This is a genomic window from Rhodococcus olei (assembly GCF_039540555.1).
Taxonomy (GTDB): domain Bacteria; phylum Actinomycetota; class Actinomycetes; order Mycobacteriales; family Mycobacteriaceae; genus Rhodococcus_G; species Rhodococcus_G olei.
The window spans coordinates 1-20,645 of sequence record NZ_BAABFB010000035.1 but is presented as its reverse complement, the minus strand read 5'-3'; the positions used below and the strand labels follow the sequence as shown (position 1 = coordinate 20,645).

At 70.9% G+C, this 20,645-nt stretch carries 18 protein-coding genes and 1 pseudogene; 10 read left to right on the top strand and 9 right to left on the bottom strand.

Annotated features, from left to right (window positions below; translation table 11 throughout):
* The first annotated feature begins 17 nt into the window (after nucleotides 1-17).
* Both ABD951_RS11125 and ABD951_RS11120 read left to right on the top strand, forming a co-directional pair.
* Nucleotides 18-572, top strand: a complete 555-nt coding sequence (locus ABD951_RS11125) for a TetR/AcrR family transcriptional regulator (protein WP_345344669.1) — start codon at nucleotides 18-20, stop codon at nucleotides 570-572.
* Nucleotides 573-721: 149 nt separating this feature from the next.
* On the top strand, nucleotides 722-1,330 hold the full coding sequence (locus ABD951_RS11120; RefSeq protein ID WP_345344667.1) for a TetR/AcrR family transcriptional regulator: 609 nt from the start codon (nucleotides 722-724) through the stop codon (nucleotides 1,328-1,330).
* 1 nt (nucleotide 1,331) lies between these two features.
* On the opposite strand, the gene ABD951_RS11115 is transcribed toward ABD951_RS11120, so the two are convergent.
* Together ABD951_RS11115 and ABD951_RS11110 are read right to left on the bottom strand one after the other, a co-directional pair.
* Nucleotides 1,332-2,477, bottom strand: coding sequence for an MFS transporter (locus ABD951_RS11115; protein ID WP_345344790.1), 1,146 nt, complete (start codon nucleotides 2,475-2,477; stop codon nucleotides 1,332-1,334).
* A 200-nt stretch (nucleotides 2,478-2,677) separates the two neighbouring features.
* On the bottom strand, nucleotides 2,678-3,901 hold the full coding sequence (locus ABD951_RS11110) for an NADP-dependent isocitrate dehydrogenase (RefSeq protein WP_345344665.1): 1,224 nt from the start codon (nucleotides 3,899-3,901) through the stop codon (nucleotides 2,678-2,680).
* Nucleotides 3,902-4,275: 374 nt separating this feature from the next.
* Here ABD951_RS11110 and ABD951_RS11105 point away from each other — a divergent pair, with 374 nt between their 5' ends.
* The gene (locus ABD951_RS11105) at nucleotides 4,276-5,106 is read left to right on the top strand and encodes a shikimate 5-dehydrogenase (protein ID WP_345344663.1); all 831 of its coding nucleotides are present in this window, start codon (nucleotides 4,276-4,278) and stop codon (nucleotides 5,104-5,106) included.
* A 20-nt stretch (nucleotides 5,107-5,126) separates the two neighbouring features.
* Here the strand turns inward: ABD951_RS11105 and ABD951_RS11100 are convergent, their stop codons facing one another.
* From ABD951_RS11100 to ABD951_RS11085, 4 genes and pseudogenes are all read right to left on the bottom strand, one after another.
* Nucleotides 5,127-5,990 carry a sulfurtransferase gene (locus ABD951_RS11100; protein ID WP_345344788.1) on the bottom strand — a complete coding sequence of 288 codons (864 nt, stop codon included), beginning with the start codon at nucleotides 5,988-5,990 and terminating at the stop codon, nucleotides 5,127-5,129.
* Nucleotides 5,976-6,467 (bottom strand): annotated as a pseudogene (locus ABD951_RS11095) (O-acetyl-ADP-ribose deacetylase); the annotation flags it as partial. The gene ABD951_RS11100 and the pseudogene ABD951_RS11095, both read right to left, overlap by 15 nt.
* Before the next feature lie 69 nt (nucleotides 6,468-6,536).
* Nucleotides 6,537-8,087 (bottom strand): molybdopterin-dependent oxidoreductase, encoded by a 1,551-nt coding sequence (locus ABD951_RS11090; RefSeq protein WP_345344661.1) that lies wholly within the window; start codon nucleotides 8,085-8,087, stop codon nucleotides 6,537-6,539.
* A gap of 95 nt (nucleotides 8,088-8,182) precedes the next feature.
* Nucleotides 8,183-9,427 carry a serine hydrolase domain-containing protein gene (locus ABD951_RS11085; protein ID WP_345344659.1) on the bottom strand — a complete coding sequence of 415 codons (1,245 nt, stop codon included), beginning with the start codon at nucleotides 9,425-9,427 and terminating at the stop codon, nucleotides 8,183-8,185.
* A 437-nt stretch (nucleotides 9,428-9,864) separates the two neighbouring features.
* Here ABD951_RS11085 and ABD951_RS11080 point away from each other — a divergent pair, with 437 nt between their 5' ends.
* A complete protein-coding gene (locus tag ABD951_RS11080) occupies nucleotides 9,865-11,085 on the top strand; it encodes a benzoate/H(+) symporter BenE family transporter (RefSeq protein ID WP_345344657.1) in 1,221 nt (406 codons plus the stop codon).
* A 164-nt stretch (nucleotides 11,086-11,249) separates the two neighbouring features.
* The gene (locus tag ABD951_RS11075; RefSeq protein WP_345344655.1) at nucleotides 11,250-11,696 is read left to right on the top strand and encodes an acyl-CoA thioesterase; all 447 of its coding nucleotides are present in this window, start codon (nucleotides 11,250-11,252) and stop codon (nucleotides 11,694-11,696) included.
* Nucleotides 11,697-11,867: 171 nt separating this feature from the next.
* Here the strand turns inward: ABD951_RS11075 and ABD951_RS11070 are convergent, their stop codons facing one another.
* Both ABD951_RS11070 and ABD951_RS11065 read right to left on the bottom strand, forming a co-directional pair.
* Entirely contained in the window at nucleotides 11,868-12,899 is a 1,032-nt protein-coding gene (locus ABD951_RS11070; RefSeq protein WP_345344653.1) for a phosphotransferase family protein, read from the bottom strand.
* A 150-nt stretch (nucleotides 12,900-13,049) separates the two neighbouring features.
* Nucleotides 13,050-13,457, bottom strand: a complete 408-nt coding sequence (locus ABD951_RS11065) for a hypothetical protein (RefSeq protein ID WP_345344651.1) — start codon at nucleotides 13,455-13,457, stop codon at nucleotides 13,050-13,052.
* Between the two features lie 192 nt (nucleotides 13,458-13,649).
* Between ABD951_RS11065 and ABD951_RS11060 the strand changes: the two genes are divergently transcribed.
* The 5 genes from ABD951_RS11060 (at nucleotide 13,650) to ABD951_RS11040 (ending at nucleotide 19,723) form a co-directional block, all read left to right on the top strand.
* Nucleotides 13,650-15,035 (top strand): cytochrome P450, encoded by a 1,386-nt coding sequence (locus ABD951_RS11060; RefSeq protein WP_345344649.1) that lies wholly within the window; start codon nucleotides 13,650-13,652, stop codon nucleotides 15,033-15,035.
* Nucleotides 15,036-15,154: 119 nt separating this feature from the next.
* Nucleotides 15,155-16,243: a pyruvate dehydrogenase (acetyl-transferring) E1 component subunit alpha gene (gene pdhA / locus ABD951_RS11055; RefSeq protein WP_345344647.1), complete on the top strand. Its 1,089-nt coding sequence runs from the start codon at nucleotides 15,155-15,157 to the stop codon at nucleotides 16,241-16,243.
* Complete coding sequence (locus tag ABD951_RS11050; RefSeq protein WP_345344645.1) at nucleotides 16,240-17,217, top strand: alpha-ketoacid dehydrogenase subunit beta; 978 nt, start codon at nucleotides 16,240-16,242, stop codon at nucleotides 17,215-17,217. The genes pdhA and ABD951_RS11050 overlap by 4 nt, the downstream gene beginning before the upstream one ends.
* A gap of 12 nt (nucleotides 17,218-17,229) precedes the next feature.
* Entirely contained in the window at nucleotides 17,230-18,516 is a 1,287-nt protein-coding gene (locus ABD951_RS11045; RefSeq protein WP_345344643.1) for a dihydrolipoamide acetyltransferase family protein, read from the top strand.
* Between the two features lie 34 nt (nucleotides 18,517-18,550).
* Nucleotides 18,551-19,723, top strand: coding sequence for an MFS transporter (locus ABD951_RS11040; RefSeq protein WP_345344641.1), 1,173 nt, complete (start codon nucleotides 18,551-18,553; stop codon nucleotides 19,721-19,723).
* A 135-nt stretch (nucleotides 19,724-19,858) separates the two neighbouring features.
* On the opposite strand, the gene ABD951_RS11035 is transcribed toward ABD951_RS11040, so the two are convergent.
* Nucleotides 19,859-20,645 (bottom strand): NAD(P)(+) transhydrogenase (Re/Si-specific) subunit beta (locus tag ABD951_RS11035; protein WP_345344639.1); only part of this gene is annotated, 787 nt, incomplete at its 5' end.

Below are 20,645 nucleotides of genomic sequence, written 5' to 3'. Positions count from 1 at the left end.
GAGGAGGCGCCACTCGGTTGCGTCTCATCGAGGCCGCCCGCGCGGAATTGCTGGAGACCGGCGGAACCCTGGAGGTGGCCAAGGTCGCGGTCCGCGCCGAGGTCTCCCCCGGTCTGCTCTACCGGTACTTCGGAGCGAAGGACGGCCTGGTCGCGGCTGTCGTCCATGCCTTCTACGACGCCTACGACGACGCGGTGTTCGCCGTCACGGTGTCCGAGGACCTGGGATGGATCGAGCGCGAGCGACTGCGTCTGTCCAGGGAGATCGACTTCCTGTGCGAGGATCCGCTCGCCCGGATCGTCGTGGGCCGGCGACTGCGCGAGCCGTCGGCCGCGCAGGCCGACGCGGAGCGGCTCGCGACCCAGATCGACATGGCCGCGCGCAACATCGCACACGCGCAGCGCAACGGCGAGATCGAACCCGGGATCGACGCGCGACTGGCCGCGGCGGCCTTCCTCGGAGCGTTCCGCGAACTCATGGCCGAGGCGATGAGCCGCGAGGTCACCCCCTCGCGTCAGGAACTGCTGGACACCATCTGGCGCCTCGGCACCAGCATCATCCCGAGCACCTGAGCGCCAGACACCCACCCGCACAGCCGGTTCCGCAGAGCCGGCTGTGCGCAGGTTCCGAGGAGTCGTTCGATTCCGGACCACCGACGTCCTGCTAGGTTCACTTCGCAGGACGCCTGGAACCGGGTGGCGGTCCGCGTCGGAGGTGGGAGATGGCGAGAAACATCGGTCTCGACGACGGGATCGACGTGGCCGAGCGGATCCGAGTCGAGGCCGCGGAACTCTTCCACCACCGGGGGTACGGTTCGACCACGATCCGCGACATCGCCGAGGCCGTCGGCATCTCGTCGTCGACGATGTATCACCACTATCGGAACAAGCAGGACGTGTTGTTCGCGATATCCCGGCAGTTCATGGCCGATTTCAACGCCGCACTGCTCGCGGTGCTGCGCGACGGGGCGCGTCCGCCCGGGGACCGACTGGGCGACGCGATCAGGCTGCACCTGACGATCAGCAACGACAGGCGCACCGAGCTCCTGACCATCCTCGGCAACCGCGTCGCGCTGTCCCCCGCACAGCTGACGACGATCGTCGGCATGCAGCGCTCCTACCAGGGCGCCGTCCGCGACGTCGTCGGCGCGCTCCACGGCCCCGACGTCGCGCCCGGCGACTCCGACCTGGTCACGATGGCACTGCTGGATCTGGTCAACGGGGTGTGCCAGTGGTTCGATCCGTCGGGGCCGCTGTCGATCGACGAGGTCGCCGACCGCTACACCCGCATGGCCGATTCCCTCGTCGCGGGGCCTTCCCGGGCGCGCTGAGCTACCGCACCGGGTTCCGGGCCGTCAGCACCGCGACGGCCAGCACCAGCAGTCCGGCGGCGGCGAGGATCGCGCCGACCGCGGCCGGCGCGGTGTACCCGAATCCGGCCGCGATCACCACCCCGCCGATCCACGCGCCGAATGCGTTCGCGATGTTCAGGGCGGCGTGGTTGAGGGCGGCGGCGAGGGTCTGCGCGTCGGCCGCGACGTCCATCAGCCGGGTCTGCAGTGCCGGCACCATCGCCGACCCGGCCAGCCCGATCAGGAACACGAACAGCAGCGCCGTGACCGGGGTTCGCACGGCGACCACGAAGACCGCGAGGATCACGACCAGCGCGGCCATCGAGGCGGCGAGCCCGGGCATCAGCGCCCGATCGGCGAGGTGACCGCCGACCACGTTCCCGGCCACCATCCCGAGTCCGTAGAGCATCAGCGCGAGCGGCACCAGCGAGCGCGCCAGACCGGACACGTCGGTCAACGTGGTGCTGATGTAGGCGTACACGGCGAACATGCCGCCGAAGCCGACCATGCCCATCACCAACGTCAGCCACACCTGCACCCGCGACAGCGCACCGAGTTCGGTGATCGGGTTCGTCGTCGGCATCGCGTCCAGGGGCGGAATCCACCTGAGCAGAGAGAAGACCGTGACGACGCCGACGACCGCGACGAGCGCGAACGCGGCCCGCCACCCGAGGTGCTGCCCGATCCAGGTGGCGACCGGCACCCCGATCACGTTGGCCACGGAGAGGCCGAGCATCACCGTCGCGACCGCCTTCGCCCGCCGACCCGGCTGCGCGAGGTGGGCCGCGACCAGCGCCGCCACCCCGAAGTACGCGCCGTGCGGGAGCCCGGCGACGAACCGGGCGACCATCAGGGCCGGGTAGCCGGGCGCGAACACCGACGCGGCGTTTCCGACGGTGAACGCGACCATCAGGGCGACGAGCAGGGTGCGGCGCGGGACCCGCGCAGTCAGGGCCGCGATCGTCGGGGCGCCGACCACCACGCCGAGCGCGTACGCGGAGACGACGTGTCCCGCGGTCGGTTCGCCGACCCCGAGCCCGGTCGACATCTCGGGCAGCAGACCCATCGCGACGAACTCCGTGGTCCCGATCCCGAAGCCGCCGAGCGACAGCGCGAGCATCGCCATCGCACGACCGCCGCTCCGGGCGGGTGCGAGTCCGGCGCTGGGCAGTGTCGACGAAACCACTGGTCGATTGTGGTCGCGGCGGCGCCCGGACCGCCAAGCGAGACGGCGTGAGTTCGCTCACCCGCCGCCGCTCGCGCCCGGGGAACGCCGAAGGGGCGCCCGGAGTGTCCGGACGCCCCTTCGGGTGTGGCTCGCGCGGTTTACTTCGCCGCGTACGCCTTCTGCAGGTTCTCGTCGAGCGCGCCGAGGAACTCCTCGGTGGTCAGGTAGCCCTGGTCCCCGCCGACGAGCAGCGCGAGGTCCTTGGTCATCTGGCCGCCCTCGACGGTCTTGATGACGACGTCCTCGAGCTGCTGCGCGAAGTTGATCACCTCGGGCGTGCTGTCCAGCTTGCCGCGGTGCTCGAGGCCCCGGGTCCAGGCGAAGATCGACGCGATCGGGTTGGTCGACGTCGGCTTGCCCTGCTGGTGCTGACGGTAGTGCCGGGTGACGGTGCCGTGCGCGGCCTCGGCCTCGACGGTCTTGCCGTCCGGGGTCATCAGCACGGACGTCATCAGGCCCAGCGAGCCGTAGCCCTGCGCGACGGTGTCCGACTGGACGTCGCCGTCGTAGTTCTTGCAGGCCCAGACGTAGCCACCCTCCCACTTGAGCGAGGAGGCGACCATGTCGTCGATCAGGCGGTGCTCGTAGGTCAGGCCCGCGGCGTCGAACTCGGCCTTGAACTCTTCCTCGAAGATCCGCTGGAACTCGTCCTTGAACATGCCGTCGTAGGCCTTGAGGATCGTGTTCTTGGTCGACAGGTAGACCGGGTAGTTCTGCTGCAGGCCGTAGGCCAGCGAGGCACGCGCGAAGTCCTGGATGGACTTCTTGTAGTTGTACATCCCCATGACGACGCCGCCGTCCTCGGGAATCTTGCACACCTCGTGCTGGATCGGCTCGGAGCCGTCCTCGGGGGTGTACGTGATGGTGACGGTGCCTGCGCCGGGGACCTTGAAGTCGGTGGCGCGGTACTGGTCACCGAACGCGTGACGTCCGACGATGACCGGCTTGGTCCAGCCCGGAACCAGGCGCGGCACGTTGGAGATCAGGATCGGCGCGCGGAAGATGGTGCCGCCGAGGATGTTGCGGATGGTGCCGTTGGGCGAGCGCCACATCTTCTTGAGGCCGAACTCCTCGACCCGGGCCTCGTCCGGCGTGATCGTCGCGCACTTGACGCCGACGCCGTGCTTCTTGATGGCGTTCGCGGCGTCGATCGTGACCTGGTCGTCGGTCTTGTCGCGGTATTCGATACCGAGGTCGTAGTACTCGAGATTCACATCGAGGTACGGATGGATCAGCTTGTCTTTGATGAACTGCCAGATGATGCGTGTCATCTCGTCGCCGTCGAGTTCGACGACGGTGCCCTCAACCTTGATCTTGGACATGTGTACTTCGCGTCCTCCTAGGAAGTTTCCCCTGGTCACACGGTTTGCCGTCCGCTTTGTGAGCGGTCGGCGAACGACTCAATCGGTAAACCTATACAACGAACCCGGGCGCCGGGTCGGCGCGCCAAACAAGACAAGCGTACTGCTATCGGCGTGGCGCGCAACGGTCGGCCCGGCGGCCGGCGCACCTACCGTCTGGTAACTTCACCCAGCTCAGACCCCTACCTGCAGCTCCCCTGCCACCACCACCGCGGATTTCGCGCCACGGCGAGGGCCGTGACGCACCGACGACTCTACGTCCAGATGTGAGGCGAGTCACTAGCGGCGAACCCGCCCGACCGGCCCCCGACCCAGGTCGGCGATACCGTGGACCGGTGCACCGGATCAGCAGGGACACCATCACCAAGGACACGACGCTGTGCATGTCGTTGTCCGCGCGGCCGTCGAACATCGGCACCCGCTTCCACAACTTCCTGTACGAGGAGCTGGGCCTGGACTTCGTCTACAAGGCCTTCACGACGACCGACCTGCCCGCCGCGATCGCCGGGATCCGCGCACTCGGCATCCGCGGCTGCGGGGTGTCGATGCCGTTCAAGGAGGCGTGCATCGAGTTCGTCGACGTGATGCACCCGTCGGCCGCCGCGATCGACTCGGTGAACACCCTCGTCAACGAGGACGGCGTCCTGCACGCCTACAACACCGACTACGAGGCGGTGGCGACGCTGATCGCCGACCGCGGCGTCGATCCGGCGTCGACGGTCGCGGTCGCGGGCAGCGGCGGCATGGCCAAGGCCGTGGTGGCCGCCTTGCGCGACAACGGTTTCCGTGCGGTCACGGTGGTGGCCCGCAACGCGACGACGGGCCGGGCGCTCGCGCAGCGGTACGGCTTCGCATGGCGCCCCGAACTCGGGGACCTGCGACCACGGCTGCTGGTGAACGCGACGCCGATCGGGATGGCGGGTGGTCCCGGCGCCGACGACCTGCCGTTCGACGCGGACGCCGTCGCGGCGTCGGAGGTGGTGTTCGACGTGGTCGCGCTGCCGCCGGAGACCCCGTTGATCCGCGCGGCCGTCGAGCTCGGCAGGACCGTCGTCACCGGCGCCGAGGTGATCGCGCTGCAGGCGGCGGCGCAGTTCGCGCTCTACACCGGCGTGCGGCCCACTCCGGACCAGGTGCGCCGGGCGTCGGAGTTCTCCCGGGCATAGGACGGGACGGGCCGCCGGTTCTACGGGTTCGGCCCGGTCGCGGCCGGCCGCGCCGGATCGCCGGACCACTGCGACCACGAGCCGGGGAACAAGGCGGCCTCGATCCCGGCGATCGCGAGCGCGGCCACCTCGTGGGTGGCGTTGACGCCGGACCCGCAGTACGCGGCGACCGGGACCGACCCGTCGGCCCCCAGCTCGGCGAAGCGGCGCCGCAGAGTCGCCGCATCGGCGAATCGTCCTGCACCGTCGAGGTTTTCGGTGGTCGGAGCGCTGCGGGCGCCCGGGATGTGGCCCGCCCGCGGATCGACCGGTTCCACCTCGCCGCGGTACCGTTCCGCGGCCCGGGCGTCGAGCACGATCCCGTCCCGCGCCAGGTCGGCGACCTCGTCGATCGTGACGGTCGGCAGGTGCCCGGAGCCGAGCACGACGGTCCCCGCCGCGACCGGGACGCCGGGGCCCTCCTCGAGCGGGTATCCGGCCGCGGTCCATGCCTGCAGCCCGCCGTCGAGCATCCGCACATCGGCGATGCCGGCCCAGCGCAGCAGCCACCAGGCGCGCGCCGCCGCCGTGTTCCCGGTGGCGTCGTAGACGACCACGACGTCGCCGTCGTCGATGCCCCAGCGCCGCGCCGACGCCTGCAGGTCCGCGGCCGCGGGCAGGGGGTGCCTGCCCAGCTCCGGGGTCGGCGGCGCGGCCAGTTCGGTGTCCAGGTCCACGAATCGGGCTCCGGGAAGGTGGCCGCGCAGGAAGTGGTCGTGTCCGTGCGGGTCGCCCAGCGCCCACCGGACGTCGAGCAGCACCGTCGGCCGCGCCGACCCGAGCCTGGTGGCCAGCTCCTCCACCGCCACCAGCGGCGACAGTTCCCGCCGCAGAAGGTCGGCCATCGCGTCACCGAACGCGACGAACGTGACCCTCCGCACCGACGTCGACGCCGACCGCACGGCGCTGACCGCCTGGTGTACGGCGTCGGCGTGCGGCCAGCCGTAGACGCCCGCCGACACGAGCGGGAACGCGACCGTCCGCGCGCCCAGCTCGTCGGCCACCGCGAGACTGCGGGTGTAGGCCGACCGCAGCACCGCGGACCGGTCCTCGGCCGCCGAGTACACCGGCCCGACCGTGTGGATCACCCAGCGCGCGGGCAGATTTCCGGCCGTGGTCGCGACGGCGTCCCCGGCGGGCAGACCACCCGGCAGGGTCGTCTCGCGCAGCCGCCTGCACTCCGCGAGGACGGCGGGGCCGCCGACCCGGTGGATGGCACCGTCGACTCCCCCGCCACCGAGCAGACCGGAGTTCGCCGCGTTCACGATCGCGTCGGCCTCGAACCGGGTGATGTCGCCTCGGACGACGTCGATGGTCACCATCGGCTCACCGTACCCCCGCGCCGGTGCGTGAGATTCCCCCAACCGCGGTGAAACTCGCGCACGGGCGGGTCAGCGCTCCACCGTGATCGTGCGGCTGTGCCAGCCGGTCGCGCCGTCCGGTATCGGGGTCCGCCGCTCCGGCGTCTGCACGCTGCCGTCGAGGTCGGTGGCCCGCACCTGCAAGGCGTGTGTCCCGGCCGACGCGTCCCACTCCCACGTCCACTGCCGCCAGGTGTCGACGGAGTACGACGGTGCCAACGTCGCCGCATGCCAGGCGCCCTCGTCGACCCGCACCTCGACCGCCGCGATGCCGCGGTGCTGTGCCCATGCGGTGCCCGCGACGACCAGCCGCCCCGCCGGCACCGACGCGAACGCCGCGGGCACGTCGATCCGGGACGCCGTCTTGATCGGCGCCTGGGCCGCCCAGCCGCGCCGCGTCCAATACGCTTGCGCCCGATCGAATCTGGTCAGCTCCCAGTCCACCACCCACTTGGTGGCCGAGACGAATCCGTACAGGCCCGGCACCACCTGACGCACCGGGAACCCGTGGGCGAGGGGCAACGGTTCGCCGTTCATCGCGACCGCCAGCATCGCGTCGCGCCCGTCGCGCAGCACGGCGACCGGCGTGCCGACGGTGAAGCCGTCGACGCTCGTGGACAGCAGCATGTCGGCGTCGGGACGGACCCCGACCTCGTCGAGGAGCTCGTCGACGCGGTAGCCGATCCACACCGCATTGCCGGCCAGGCTCCCACCGACGTCGTTGGACACGCAGGTCAGCGTGATCGCCCGCTCGATCGGGGTTCGCCGGCGCAGGTCGTCCCAGGTCAGCGTCAGTTCCCGGTCGACCAGGCCGTGGATGCGCAGGCGCCACTCGTCGGTCCGCAACCGGGGCACCCGCAACGCGGTGTCGATGCGGTAGAAGGTGTCGTCGGGGGTGAGGAAGCTGGTGCCGCCGGGCACCGCGACGTCCGCGCCGGCCGGGATCGGCGCGGCCCGGTCGGCGACGCTGGGCAGCGTGACGCCGCGCCGGTTCTCGAGCACGCCGGCGAGGCGCTGTCCCGCCCGCGCTCCGAGAGCCCCGGCACCGGCGGCGAACGCGACCGCCGCCCCGGCGAGCAGCAGGAACCGCCGCCGCGAGGGCCACGACGCCCCCGACGCCGGCGGGGCGGGTGTGACCGCGGCCGCGGTGAGCAGCCGCAGCACCACGACCCCGAGCGCCACGCCGACGACAGTGGGCAGCGCGGCCGTCCACGTCGCGCCGGGCCGGGACACGGCGGCGGACACACCCACCACGCCGAGGAGGGCGAGGATCGCGCTGCCGTAGGGCCCCCGCGGCCGCTCCATCAGCCCGGCGAGGGCCGCGATCGCCACGATGACCGCCGACATCCCGACGAACAGCGCCGGTTTGTCGTGAGTGCCGAACGTGGTGATCGCGAACTCGCGGGCCCAGGCCGGGCTGCGGTCCACGGTCACCGATCCGACAGCGAGGAAGGGCGAGGAGTCAGGACCGACGAGGACCGACGCCAGCTCGCCGACCCCGAGTGCCACGGCCGCGGCGACGATCCCCGCCACCGCCCGCGCCACCGGGCGCCGGGTGGTGACCTCTCCGCGTCCGGTCATGACGTCGGTGACCGGAAGCCCCGCCTCCGCACACTCGCATCGTACGTCCCGAGGACGTCGGATCACGGTGGTGTGCGGATGGGTGCCCCGGCCCGCTAGCGGGTGGCCGACGGTGTCGGTGCGGGCGACTCGCCGGGCGTCGGCGCGGTCTCGGTCAGCCGGTACACGTGGTCCGGGGAGATGATCTCGGTGATCGCGGTCCCGAGCAGCGTGCTCGGCTCGCTGCCCTCGTACGCGGTGTCCGTGTTGGTCATGATCACCAGGGTCGTCTGCTTCTCCGGCAGGTAGACCGTGACCGTCTGGTAGCCGGGCAGGCTGCCGTTGTGCCCGATCCACCCGGCGGCGTTGAACAGGCCGAGGCCGTAGCCGACGTTCGGGGGATATCCGGGCGCGTTCACGGTTTCCAGCCGCTGCTTCTGGGTCTCCGGGGTGAGCAGCGTGCCGGTCGCCAGTGCCGGCCCCCAGGTGTGCAGGTCGTCGAGCGTCGAGATCATCGCACCCGCCGCCCAGCCCCACGACGGGTCCCAGTCGGTGGCCGTCGCCTCCTTGCCGTCCGCGGTCTGCACCGTGTACCCCTGCGCGTGCGGGGCCGGGAAGGCGTTCGTGGTGGGGAAGTTCGTCTGATCCATCTTCAGCGGTGCGAGGATCTTCTGCGAAATGTAGTCCGGCAACGACATTCCACTGACCTGCTCGACCACCAGCCCCAGCAGCGTGGTGTTGGTGTTCGAGTACTGGAAGCCCTGACCGGGCGGGAAGGACGCGGGCATCGCGAACGCGTACCCGAGCAGCTGCTGCGGCGTGAAGGGCGCCCGCGGATTCGCGAAGAACGCCTTCTGGAACTCCTCGCTCGCGGTGTAGTTCGCGAGCCCGCTCTGCATGCGCGCGAGCTGCCGAATCGTGATCTGGTCGCCGGCGGGCACTCCCGGTATGTATTTCGAGATCGGGTCGTCGAGGCCGACCTTGCCCTCGTCGACGAGCTGGAGCACGCCCGTGACCGTGAACGTCTTCGTGAGGCTGCCGATCCGGGTGTAGAAGTCGGTCTGCATCGGGGCGCCGGTGGCCTTGTCGGCGACGCCGAACGCCTTGACGTAGTTGCCGTCCGGACCCCAGACACCGACGATGACGCCGGGCACCGAGGCCTCCGCCATCGTGGCCTGGATCGCCGAGTCGAGCCGCTGCGCGACGGCGGGGTTCATCGCCGCGGTCGACTCGGCCGTGGTGGTGGCCGGCTCGGTCGTCGAGTTGTCGGAGCATCCCGCCACGGCTACCAGCAGGGTGACGGCCGCGGCCGCGAACAGCCCCCGGCGCCGGTGCGTCTTCATCACGGACTGTGGGGCCATCACCCGTCCCGTCGTCGAGGTGTGCTTGGTGGGTCGGAACCTACTCCTCGGCACGGCGCACCCGCGGGATTTGCGGTCCCGACACGACGGAACGCCCCGCTCGACGAGCGGGGCGTCCGGTGAGGTCGACGCAGCGAACGGCTGCGTGGTGCCGAGGCGACTAGGGAGTCTCGGGGGTCTCGGGCGTCTCGGCGTCGGCGGAGAAGCTGGTGAGCAGACCGGTGAGCAGTTCGATGATCTTTTCCATGGATCACTCCCTTTGTCTCGTGTTTCCCTCGAGCCGGCTTCGGCTCGAGGTCGAGTCTGCCTCCATATCCATTCCCTGTCCAAAGCAAAGACAAAGAGTCATTTACTCGGATGACATGGCCCGGGCGGTCCGGACCGACGATTCCGGCTGGACCTGGGCGGACGGCACCGGTCGACACCGCTGAGGCAGGATGGCCGTCGTGTCGCGCACCCTCGAACCCGAGCCGTCCACCACCGACCCGGTGCTCACACACGCGATCAGCGCCGGGGTGGTCACCGCGCTGGTCGGGTTCACCAGCTCGTTCGCCGTGGTGCTCACCGGGCTGCGCGCGGTCGGGGCGAGCCCCACGGAGGCGGCATCGGGGTTGATGGCGCTGTGCGTGACGCAGGCCGTCGGGATCCTCTGGCTCTCGCGCCGGTACCGGATGCCGATCACGTTGGCCTGGTCCACGCCGGGCGCCGCGCTGCTCGCCGGCACCGGGGCGGTCCAGGGCGGGTGGCCGGCCGCGGTCGGGGCGTTCGTCGTGGTCGGCCTGGCCGTCGTCCTCACCGGGTTGTGGCCACGGCTGGGTCGGTTGATCGCCGCGATCCCGACCACCCTCGCCCAGGCGATGCTCGCCGGCGTGCTGCTGCAGCTCTGCCTCGCCCCGATCACCGCACTCCGGGACTCCCCGGCCGCGGTCGCGCCGGTCGTGGCGGTCTGGCTTGTCCTGCAACGGTTTTCCAAACGCTGGGCCGTGCCTGCCGCGTTCGCCACCGCGGCGGTGGTGATCGGCGTCAGCCTCGCCCGCGACGACCGCTCCCTCGACGCGACCGCGCTGATTCCGCGGTTCGACCCGACCGTGCCGCACTGGACCTGGCAAGCGCTGGTCGGCATCGCGGTCCCGCTCTACATCGTGACGATGGCCTCGCAGAACATCCCGGGTGTCGCGGTGATGTCGTCCTTCGGTTACCGGGTGCCGTGGCGGGCCGCGATGACCGTCACCGGACTCGGCACCGTCTGCGGGGCGCCCGCGGGCGGACACGCGATCAACCTCGCCGCGATCAGCGCAGCGCTGTCGGCCGCCCCCACCGCGCACCCCGATCGCAATCGTCGTTGGATCGCCGCGTTCACCTCCGGCTGGGCGTACCTCGTGCTCGCGTTCTGCTCCGCGGCGCTGGCCGCCCTCGTCGCGGCCGCACCGGCCGGGGTGATCGAGGCGGTCGCCGGCCTCGCCCTGCTGGCCACCCTCGGCGGCGCACTCGCCGCCGCAGTCGCGGACGACTCCGACCGGGAGGCGGCGGTGCTGACGTTCCTGATCGCCGCCTCGGGGGTCGGTATCCTCGGCATCGGATCCGCGTTCTGGGCGCTCGTGGCCGGTCTGGCGACCAGGCTGGTGCTGCGCGGGATCAGGCGCCCCGACACTCCCTGAGACGATCCGGGCCGACTCGGTGACGACGTCCCCGGGGTCGGGGCCGGTGATCGGCGGTACTCCGGGAAGGGCGCGGCCGGTTCCCCGCGTTCCCCGGGCCGCCGCGTCGGCGCCACGTCACCGGGCGCTCCGGCGCCGACGGCCGCTGTTCTAAGGTCGGCACCATGACCACCGCACCGCCCGCCCCCACCTCCGCCGACTACCCGGTGCTGTGGCCGGTGCCGACCCGCTGGGCGGACAACGACCACTACGGGCACGTCAACAACGTCACGTACTACTCGTACTTCGACACGGCGGTGAACGCCTACCTGATCGCCGAGTCCGGTGTCGACATTCGCGCACTGCCGGCGATCGGCGTGGTGGCGGAGACCTCCTGTACGTACCTCAGTGAACTCAGCTTCCCGGACGCGCTGCGGGTCGGCCTGGCGGTCGATCGCCTGGGCACCAGCTCGATCACGTACGCGCTGGCGATCTTCCGCGAGTCCGGTCCGGATCTCTCGCTCGCCGCGACCGGACGGTTCGTGCACGTGTACGTGGACTCGGCGACCCGCCGACCGGTCCCCGTGCCCGACGAGATCCGCAGGGCCGTGGCGCCGCTCGTCCGAGGCTGACCCCCGAACGACGCCGTCCGCCCCGCTCGGGCACGAGCGGGGCGGACGGAAAGTTGTGGCGGGGCCGTGCCCCGTTTGCGAGGCCTAGCCCGAACCGGGAACAAACATTTCAAGACCGGAGGGATCACGAATCCACAACTATCGCGGGCGGATTCTGCTGGAAGCCGCCGCTCACCGCAGGCCTGCGTCCGCGGCGGTCGAGATCGCGCGGGCCACGATGTCGTCGATGATCCGGGTCGACGGCGCCCCGGTCTCGGCCGTGTTGCGGGGGTCGTCGATGGTGCGACGCAGCACTCCCTCGGCGATGATCGCCAGCTTCCACAGCGCCAGGGTGTGCCAGAAGCCGAGCGCCGCGGGATCGCGTCCGGTCTCCTCGAAGTAGATGGCCGCGAGTTCGTCGCGGGTCGGGAACCCGTCCATCGTCGACGCGACGAACGGGCCCGGTACCGCGTCGTCCGCCTGCGACCAGTAGGCGAGCAGCGCCCCCACGTCCGCCAGTGGGTCGCCGAGGGTGCACAGTTCCCAGTCCAGGACCGCGACGACCCGGCCGTCGTCGCGGGAGGTGATGACGTTGCTCAGGTGAAAGTCCCCGTGCACCAAGGTGATTTCGTTCTGCTGCGGAATCGAACGGGTCAGGATCGCGGTCAGTTCGTCGACCTGCGGCACCTCGCGGGTCCTCGACTTCGCCCACTGCCCGGACCACCGTCGGATCTGCCGCTCCGCGAAGGGTGACCGGCTCGACAGATCCTCGAGACCGGCGAGTTCGAGGTCGACCTGGTGAATGCTGGCCAGTGCCCTCGGCATCGACTCGCCGGTCTGACGCCGGCGGTCCGGCGTCAACTGCTTGGCCACCCCGATGCTGTCGATGACGATTCCGTCGACGTGGTCCATCAGCATCAGCGGCGCGTCGGTGACCGCGTTGTCCTCGGTCAGCGCAAGCGCTTTCGGAACGGGAACCCCGGTACCCTGCAGGGCCGAGAGGATCCGGTACTCCCGGGCGACGTCGTGCGCGGACGCCAGCAGATGCCCGAGCGGCGGCCGCCGCAGCACCCAGTGCGACCCGCCCGAATCGGTCACCAGGAAGGTGAGATTGGACTGTCCGTTGCCGATCCGCCTGTAGGTCAGCGGAGCCAGCGCACCGACCCCCAGTTCGGCGATCCAGGCGGACACGGCCTGCTCGTCCAGCCCCACGACCTTGTTCATCGACTGCTCCCCTCACTGTGGATGCGCGGCGAACGCGACCGCGATGTGCGACGGTTCCGCCGTCGAACCACCCCGGCACTGACCCGTCGATGGTAGTTCGACCCAGGTCCGCCCGGACCGATATCGCTGTGCCCCGGCGGGGGTCGGCGGCTACGACGCGCTGCCGCTGCCCAGCGGTGAGGGCACCGCGTCGAACTGCACGGTCGCCTCGGCCCGGTCGCCACCGGCCGGGTCGAACGTGAACGTGGCGACGTACCGTCCGGCCTCGTGGATCGGTGTGGCCACCGTGGCGACCCCGAGAGTCAGGGGCATCGTGACGGAGCGGGTGTCGCCGTCCGGTTCGGTGATCGTGAGCGCGACCGGGGTCGTCGCATCCGCCCCGGTCGGCACGGGCCCGACCGAGACACCCAGCGTCACCAGGTTGTTCGCGTACACCGTGCCGATCGGTGGGACGGTCGTGATCCGGTACGTGGTGGCCGCGGACGCCGAGGGCGCCAGGGCCAGCGCCGCCGCTGTCGTCACCGCCGCCGTCGTCACCAGTCCCCTGCCGAGTCCCATGCGCATCCCCTTCCGGTCCGCGTTGTCCGCCCGTGGCCGGGCTCGTCCAGCGTAAGGCGACCCGAATCGAAACCTGCGGTACCGAAACGGGTCCGACGCATCACGATTCGGGAGCAGACTTCGGCCGCCGACCGCGGGACAATGGCATCGGACCACGTCATCCCAGGGCCAGCCGAATCGAAGTGCATCACGATGACCACCACCCTGCCGCACCCCCCGCACCGCCTGCCCGTCCTCGGGGACGTCCTCACCGCCGACCCCGCCCGTCCCACCCAGCACCTGGCCGAGCAGGTGCCCGAACTCGGCCCGATCTTCGACACCCAGATCTTTCGACACCACCTGACGGTGGTGTCCGGCACGGACCTGTACGCGGACCTGTGCGACGAGAAACGGTTCGGCAAGCACGTCGGATTCAGCATCGGCTTCGCCCGCGAGGTCGTCGCCGACGCCCTGTTCTCCGCGTACACGACCGAGCCGAACTGGTCACGAGCGCACAACATCCTGCAGCCGGCGTTCTCGCTGTCCGCGATGAAGAACTACCACGCCACGATGGTCGACACCACCCGCGAACTGATCGCGTACTGGGACGAGCGCGCCCGCTCCGGCCCGGTGGACGTGCACACCGACACCAGCAAGCTGACCCTGCAGACGATCGGCAGGATCGGTTTCGGGCACGACTTCCGCTCGTTCGAGTCGTCCGAGCCGGATCCGTACGCGACCGCGGTGACAGGGGTGTTCGCCTACATGGGACGGTCGGGGTACCGGATACCGGTGCACTGGCTCGACCACCTCGTGCACCGCCGCACGATCGCCCAGGTGGAGGCCGACCTCGCGTACACCCGCAGTGTCGTCGACGACGTGATCCGCACCCGCCGGACCCACCCGGAAGGCGCCCCCGACGACGACCTGCTGGCGTTGATGCTGACCACCGCAGACCCCGAGGGCGGGCGCTTCCTCAGCGACGAGAACATCCGCAACCAGGTGATCACGTTCCTCAACGCCGGTCACGAAACCACCTCGGGCACTCTGTCGTTCGCCCTGCACCTGCTCGCCACCCACCCCGACGTCGCGGACCTGGCCCGCGCCGAGATCGAGTCGTTGTGGCCGGCGGGCACCGATCCCGACCCGGTGTTCGCCGACATCCACAAACTCAAGTACGTGCGCCGGGTCGTCGACGAGACGCTGCGCCTGTGGCCGATCGCGCCCGGATTCCTCCGGGAGCCGCTCCGCGACACCCTGCTCGGCGGTCGCTACCCGGTCCGGGCCGGGCAGCCGATGGTGGCGTTGACGCTCGCCGTGCACCGGGACCCGGTGTGGGGTCCCGACCCCCTCGCCTTCGACCCCGACCGGTTCCTGCCCGAACGCGCCCGGACCCGTCCGCCCGGGATCTACAAGCCGTTCGGCACCGGGCTGCGCCAGTGCATCGGACGGCAACTGGCGCTGCACGAGTCGGTGCTCGCGCTCGCCCTGATCCTGCACCGGTACGACCTCGAACCCGACCCCGGCTACGAACTCGAGGTGGCGGAGGAGTTCACGCTCAAACCGGTGAACCTGCGTCTCGGTCTGCGCCGCCGCTGATCGCGCGCCCGCCGGCCTCTTGCGTCGCCACCGTAAAGGGGGATCCTGGTGGGTGAGGGCACAGCGCGTCGGGCACGGTCTCACGAGGACCCGTTCGGCGCCCGCACGAGGAGGTCCCGGTGACCGACAAAATGGTCTATCCGGTCCAGCTCGTCCAACCGGACGGCAGACGGGTGCACGGCGCACGATGCGCGGAGGTCGTCGCGGACGTCGACGCCCGCGGGCTGCGCGAACTGTACGAGGACATGGTCGTCGTGCGGCGGATCGACACCGAGGCGACCGCACTGCAACGACAGGGTCAGCTCGGAATCTGGGCACCGAGCCTCGGGCAGGAGGCCGCCCAGGTCGGATCGGCGCACGCGCTGCACCCCGACGACTACGTCTTCACCAGCTACCGCGAGCACGCCCTGGCGTACTGCCGCGGGGTCGACCCGGCGCAGTGGCCCCGGCTGTGGCGCGGAGTGGCGTTGTCGTGCTGGGATCCGAACGCGCTCGCACTGACCAACCCCGCGATCGTCGTCGGCGCGCAGGGACTGCACGCGACCGGGTACGCGCTCGGCGCACACCTCGACGGCGCCGAGATCGCGACCGTCGCGTACTTCGGAGACGGCGCGACCAGCCAGGGCGACCTCGCCGAGGCACTCGGGTTCGCGGCAAGCTTCAACGCCGGGGTGGTGTTCTTCTGCCAGAACAACCAGTGGGCGATCAGCGAACCGGTGCACCTGCAGAGCCCGATTCCGTTGGCGCAGAGAGCGACCGGTTACGGGATCCCGTCGGTGCAGGTGGACGGCAACGACGTGTTGGCGGTCCTGGCGGTCACCCGGACCGCGGTCGCCCGCGCCCGTGACGGCAGCGGGCCGAGCTTCATCGAGGCGCTGACGTACCGGATGGGTCCGCACACCACGTCCGACGACCCGACCCGCTACCGGACCGGGGCCGACCTGGAGCCGTGGCGGGCCAGGGATCCGATCGACCGGGTCCGCCGACTGCTCGAGCGGGAGGGAGCCTGGGACGACGCCTTCGACACCCGGGTCCGGGAGAAGGCCGACGACACGGCCGCCGCGTTCCGCGCAGGCACCCTGGCCCTGACCGACCCCGATCCGATGACCCTGTTCGACCACGTCTACACCGGTCCCCATCCCCTGCTCGACGAGGAACGTGACCGCTACGCCGACTACCTGCGCACATTCGAGGAGGTGCCGTCGTGACCACGCTGACCCTCGCGGGCGCGATCAACGCCGGGTTGCGGCGCGCCCTCGAACGCGACCCCAAGGTGGTGCTGATGGGTGAGGACGTCGGCGCGCTCGGCGGCGTCTTCCGCGTCACCGACACCCTGCAGAAGGACTTCGGCGGCGCGCGCGTGATCGACACCCCGCTCGCCGAGTCCGGCATCGTCGGCACGGCGTTCGGCCTCGCGTTGCGCGGCTACCGTCCGGTCTGCGAGATCCAGTTCGACGGGTTCGTGTATCCGGCGTTCGACCAGATCGTCTCGCAGGTCGCGAAGATCCACTACCGCACCGAGGGCCGGGTCCGGGCGCCGATGACGATCCGCATCCCGTTCGGCGGTGGAATCGGTGCCGTGGAACACCATTCGGAGTCGCCGGAGGTGTACTTCGCGCACACCGCCGGGCTGCGGGTGGTCAGTCCGTCCTCTCCCGGCGACGCGTTCACGATGATCCAGCAGGCGATCGCCGACGACGACCCGGTGCTGTTCTTCGAGCCGAAACGGCGGTACTGGGAGCGCGGCGAGGTCGATCTCGACGCGCCGCCCGGGCTCGAGCTGTACCGGGCACGGATCGTGCGCGCCGGCAGCGACGCGACCGTCGTCGCGTACGGGCCGATGGTCGCGACCGCACTGACGGCCGCGGACGAGGCCGAGCGGGAAGGGCACACCCTCGAGGTGATCGACCTGAGGTCGTTGTCTCCGATCGACTTCGACACGGTCGAGGCGTCGGTGCGCCGGACCGGACGCCTCGTGGTCGTGCACGAGGCCCCGGTGTTCGCCGGGCTCGGAGCGGAGATCGCCGCACGCATCACCGAACGCTGCTTCTACCAGCTCGAGGCACCGGTCCTGCGGGTCGGCGGGTTCGCGACACCGTATCCGCCGGCGAAGCTCGAGAAGTACTTCCTGCCCGACCCCGACCGCATCCTCGACGCCGTCGACAAGACGCTCGCCGCCTGAACGGACCAGCCCGTGACCGAACCCGATTCGCCGTCGCCGAGTTCGCACGAGTTCCGCCTGCCCGACCTCGGCGAGGGACTGACCGAGGCGGAACTGCTGTCGTGGTCGGTGTCCGTGGGCGACACCGTCGTCCTCAACCAGGTGATCGCGGAGGTCGAGACCGCGAAGGCGGTCGTGGAGCTGCCGTCACCGTTCGCCGGCACCGTCCTTGCCCTGCTCGCGGAGCCCGGCGACGCGGTCCCGGTCGGCGCTCCGCTGCTCCGGATCGGCGACGCCGACTCCCCGGTTCCCACCGAAACCGAAGCACCGCACCGGGATTCCGTACTCGTCGGCTACGGCCCCGAGGCACCGGCGGCGAGCAGGCGCAGACGCCGCACGAACCGGGTGCCCACGCCCGCCATCGCGGACGGCGCGCGGAGCGGTGACGCGGGGGACGCCGGGCGGCCCGACGCGAAACCGGCGGCCCGCCGACTCGCCCACGAACTCGGCATCGACCTCGCCGCGGTCCCCGGCACCGGGTCGGGCGGCGCCGTGACCGTCGACGACGTGCGCTCCGCCGCGAACCGCCCGGCCGCATCGTCGGCACCGGCGCCGGCCGGCCGCGAGTCCCGTGTCCCGATCCACGGTGTCCGCAAGGAGACCGCGGCCGCGATGGTCCACAGTGCGTTCACCGCACCGCACGTCAGCGTGTTCGTGACGGCCGAGGTGTCCGCCTCGATGGACCTCGTCGACCGGCTGCGGTCCACCCCGGCGTTCGTCGACCTGTCCCTGACGCCACTGGCGCTGGTCGCGAAGGCGATGCTGGTCTCGTTGCGGTCGCATCCCGAGCTGAATGCGAGCTGGGACGAGGTGCGGCAGGAGATCGTCACCAAGCACTACGTGAACCTGGGGATCGCGACCGCGACCGAGCGGGGACTGCTGGTGCCGACGATCGCGGACGCGCACACGATGAGCCTGGTCGACCTGACCCGCGCGATCGGCGTGGCCACCGCGACCGCCCGCGCCGGCACCGCCACCCCGGCGGACCTGACCGGCGGGACGATCACGATCACCAACGTCGGGGTGTTCGGCGTCGACGCGGGCACCCCGATCCTCCCGCCCGGGCAGGCCGCGATCCTGTGCCTCGGGGCGATCGCCCGCCGACCGTGGGTTGTCGGCGACGCGGTCGTGCCCCGCTGGGTGACGACACTGGGACTGTCCTTCGACCATCGCATCGTCGACGGCGAGCAGGGGTCGCGGTTCCTCGCCGATGTCGCGGCCGCCCTGACCGACCCGCTCGCCCTCCTGGCCCGGGCCTGAGCAGCGCCGCGGCACGGCCGCCACAATGGAACGGATGCTGCTCACCACTGTCGACCCCGTCCGCCTGCGTCGGTCCCGCGCCGCGGTGTTCGGCGTCTTCGCCGTCAACGGATTCCTCCTCGCGGCCTGGGTGGTGCACATCCCGGCGATCTCGCAGCGCACGGGCGTCAGCCACGCCGCGCTGGGCTGGCTGCTGCTGGTGCTGGCGGGTGCGGCGCTGATCGGCATGCAGATCGCCGGTCCGCTCGCGGACCGCTGGGGCAGTCGCACGATGGTCGGGGTCGCAGGGCTGCTGCTGTCCGCGGGTGCGATCGGGCCGGCGCTGGCGTCCGACGCGGTGGGCCTGGGCGTGGCGCTGGCCGTCTTCGGGCTCGGCAACGGGGCGCTGGACGTGTCGATGAACTCGCAGGCCGTGCACGTCGAGCGGGCGTACGGACGGCCGATCATGTCGGCGTTCCACGCGCTGTTCTCGCTCGGCGGGGTCGCCGGGTCGCTGCTCGGTGCGGCGACGCTGGCCGCGGGCGTGGTTCCGCTCACGGCGTTGTCGGGGGCCGCCGCGCTCGGCGCCGTCGTCATCCTGGCCTGCCTGCCGGCGCTGCTGCCGCACGAAGCTCACGAACAGTCCGCGGCCACCGGCTCGGCGGGGTCGCCCGATCGTCCCGCGACCGCGAAGGTCCTCGCCCTCGGCGCGATCGCGTTCGCCGTGTTCCTCGCCGAGGGCGCCGCGAACGACTGGAGCACCCTGCAGGTCAAGGAACATCTCGGCACCTCCGACGCGACCGCGGCACTGGCGTTCGGCGCGTTCGCGGTGATGATGACCGTCGGCCGGTTCACCGCGGACCGGGTCGCGGCCGCGCTGGGACCGGTCGCGGTGGTGCGCTACGGCACCCTGATCGCGGCCGTCGGGATGGGCGCGGTGATGGCGTCGAGTTGGGTCCCGTTCACCCTGCTCGGCTGGGCACTGTTCGGACTCGGGCTCTCGGGCTGCATCCCGCAGATCTTCACCGCCGCGGGCAACCTGCACGCGGGCTCCCCGGGCGTGAACATGTCCCGGGTGGTGGGCATGGGGTATCTCGGGTTGCTGGCCGGTCCGGCACTGCTGGGGTGGTTGACGCAGCTGATGCCGTTGACCGCGACACTCGCGGTGCCACTGCTGTGCGTCCTGATCGCGTGTCGGTTCGCCGGACTGCTCCGGCCCACACCGTGATCCGGCCCGCCGTCCTCAACGAGTGACGGGCACCTTCGCGCGGTCCAGCCGCGCGAAGGTGCCCGTGTCGGTGCAGAGCCGGTGGTGTCACAGCGCCGTCGATGCGACACCACCGGTGGTGTTGCAGCGCGCGAGTTACAGCGCCTTCAGTTCCTCGGTGACCTCGGAGACCATCTTCTTCGCGTCACCGAACAGCATCGACGTCTGATCCGCCGTGAACAGCGGATTGTCGATACCCGCATACCCCGACGACATCGACCGCTTGAGCACGATCACCGACTTCGACTGGTCGACATTCAGGATCGGCATCCCGTAGATCGGGCTGGACGAGTCCTGACGCGCGGCCGGGTTCGTGACGTCGTTGGCGCCGATCACGATCGTGACATCCGTGCGAGAGAACTCGCCGTTGATGTCGTCCATCTCCTTCATCGCGTCGTACTCCACGTCCGCCTCCGCCAGCAGCACGTTCATGTGACCGGGCATCCGGCCCGCGACCGGATGGATCGCGTACTTGACCTCCACCCCCCGCTCCTCGAGCATGCTGGCCATCTCCTTGACCGCGTGCTGCGCCTGCGCGACCGCCAACCCGTAACCCGGCACCACGATCACCTGGTTGGCGTACGCCATCTGGATCGCCGCATCGGAGGCGGAGGTGGCCTTCACGGTGCCACCCGACGCGCTCGCGCCGGCACCGCCGGCGTCACCGCCACCGAACGAGCCGAAGATGATCGCCGGGATGGACCGGTTCATCGCCTTCGCCATCAGGTTCGTCAGAATCGAACCCGACGCGCCGACGATCATGCCCGCCACGATCATCGCCTGGTTGTTCAGCGCCAGACCCGCCGCCGCCGCCGACAGACCCGTCAGCGCGTTGAGCAGCGAGATCACCACGGGCATGTCGGCGCCGCCGATCGGCAGCACC

Bases quoted from the DNA above. Each gene is read 5' to 3' on its own strand.
- ABD951_RS11120 (WP_345344667.1), top strand. From the start codon at position 722: ATGGCGAGAAACATCGGTCTCGACGACGGGATCGACGTGGCCGAGCGG.
- ABD951_RS11115 (WP_345344790.1), bottom strand. From the start codon at position 2,477: ATGGCGATGCTCGCGCTGTCGCTCGGCGGCTTCGGGATCGGGACCACG.
- ABD951_RS11110 (WP_345344665.1), bottom strand. From the start codon at position 3,901: ATGTCCAAGATCAAGGTTGAGGGCACCGTCGTCGAACTCGACGGCGAC.
- ABD951_RS11100 (WP_345344788.1), bottom strand. From the start codon at position 5,990: ATGGCCGACCTTCTGCGGCGGGAACTGTCGCCGCTGGTGGCGGTGGAG.
- ABD951_RS11090 (WP_345344661.1), bottom strand. From the start codon at position 8,087: ATGACCGGACGCGGAGAGGTCACCACCCGGCGCCCGGTGGCGCGGGCG.
- ABD951_RS11085 (WP_345344659.1), bottom strand. From the start codon at position 9,427: ATGGCCCCACAGTCCGTGATGAAGACGCACCGGCGCCGGGGGCTGTTC.
- ABD951_RS11080 (WP_345344657.1), top strand. From the start codon at position 9,865: ATGGCCGTCGTGTCGCGCACCCTCGAACCCGAGCCGTCCACCACCGAC.
- ABD951_RS11075 (WP_345344655.1), top strand. From the start codon at position 11,250: ATGACCACCGCACCGCCCGCCCCCACCTCCGCCGACTACCCGGTGCTG.
- ABD951_RS11070 (WP_345344653.1), bottom strand. From the start codon at position 12,899: ATGAACAAGGTCGTGGGGCTGGACGAGCAGGCCGTGTCCGCCTGGATC.
- ABD951_RS11065 (WP_345344651.1), bottom strand. From the start codon at position 13,457: ATGGGACTCGGCAGGGGACTGGTGACGACGGCGGCGGTGACGACAGCG.
- ABD951_RS11060 (WP_345344649.1), top strand. From the start codon at position 13,650: ATGACCACCACCCTGCCGCACCCCCCGCACCGCCTGCCCGTCCTCGGG.
- ABD951_RS11040 (WP_345344641.1), top strand. From the start codon at position 18,551: ATGCTGCTCACCACTGTCGACCCCGTCCGCCTGCGTCGGTCCCGCGCC.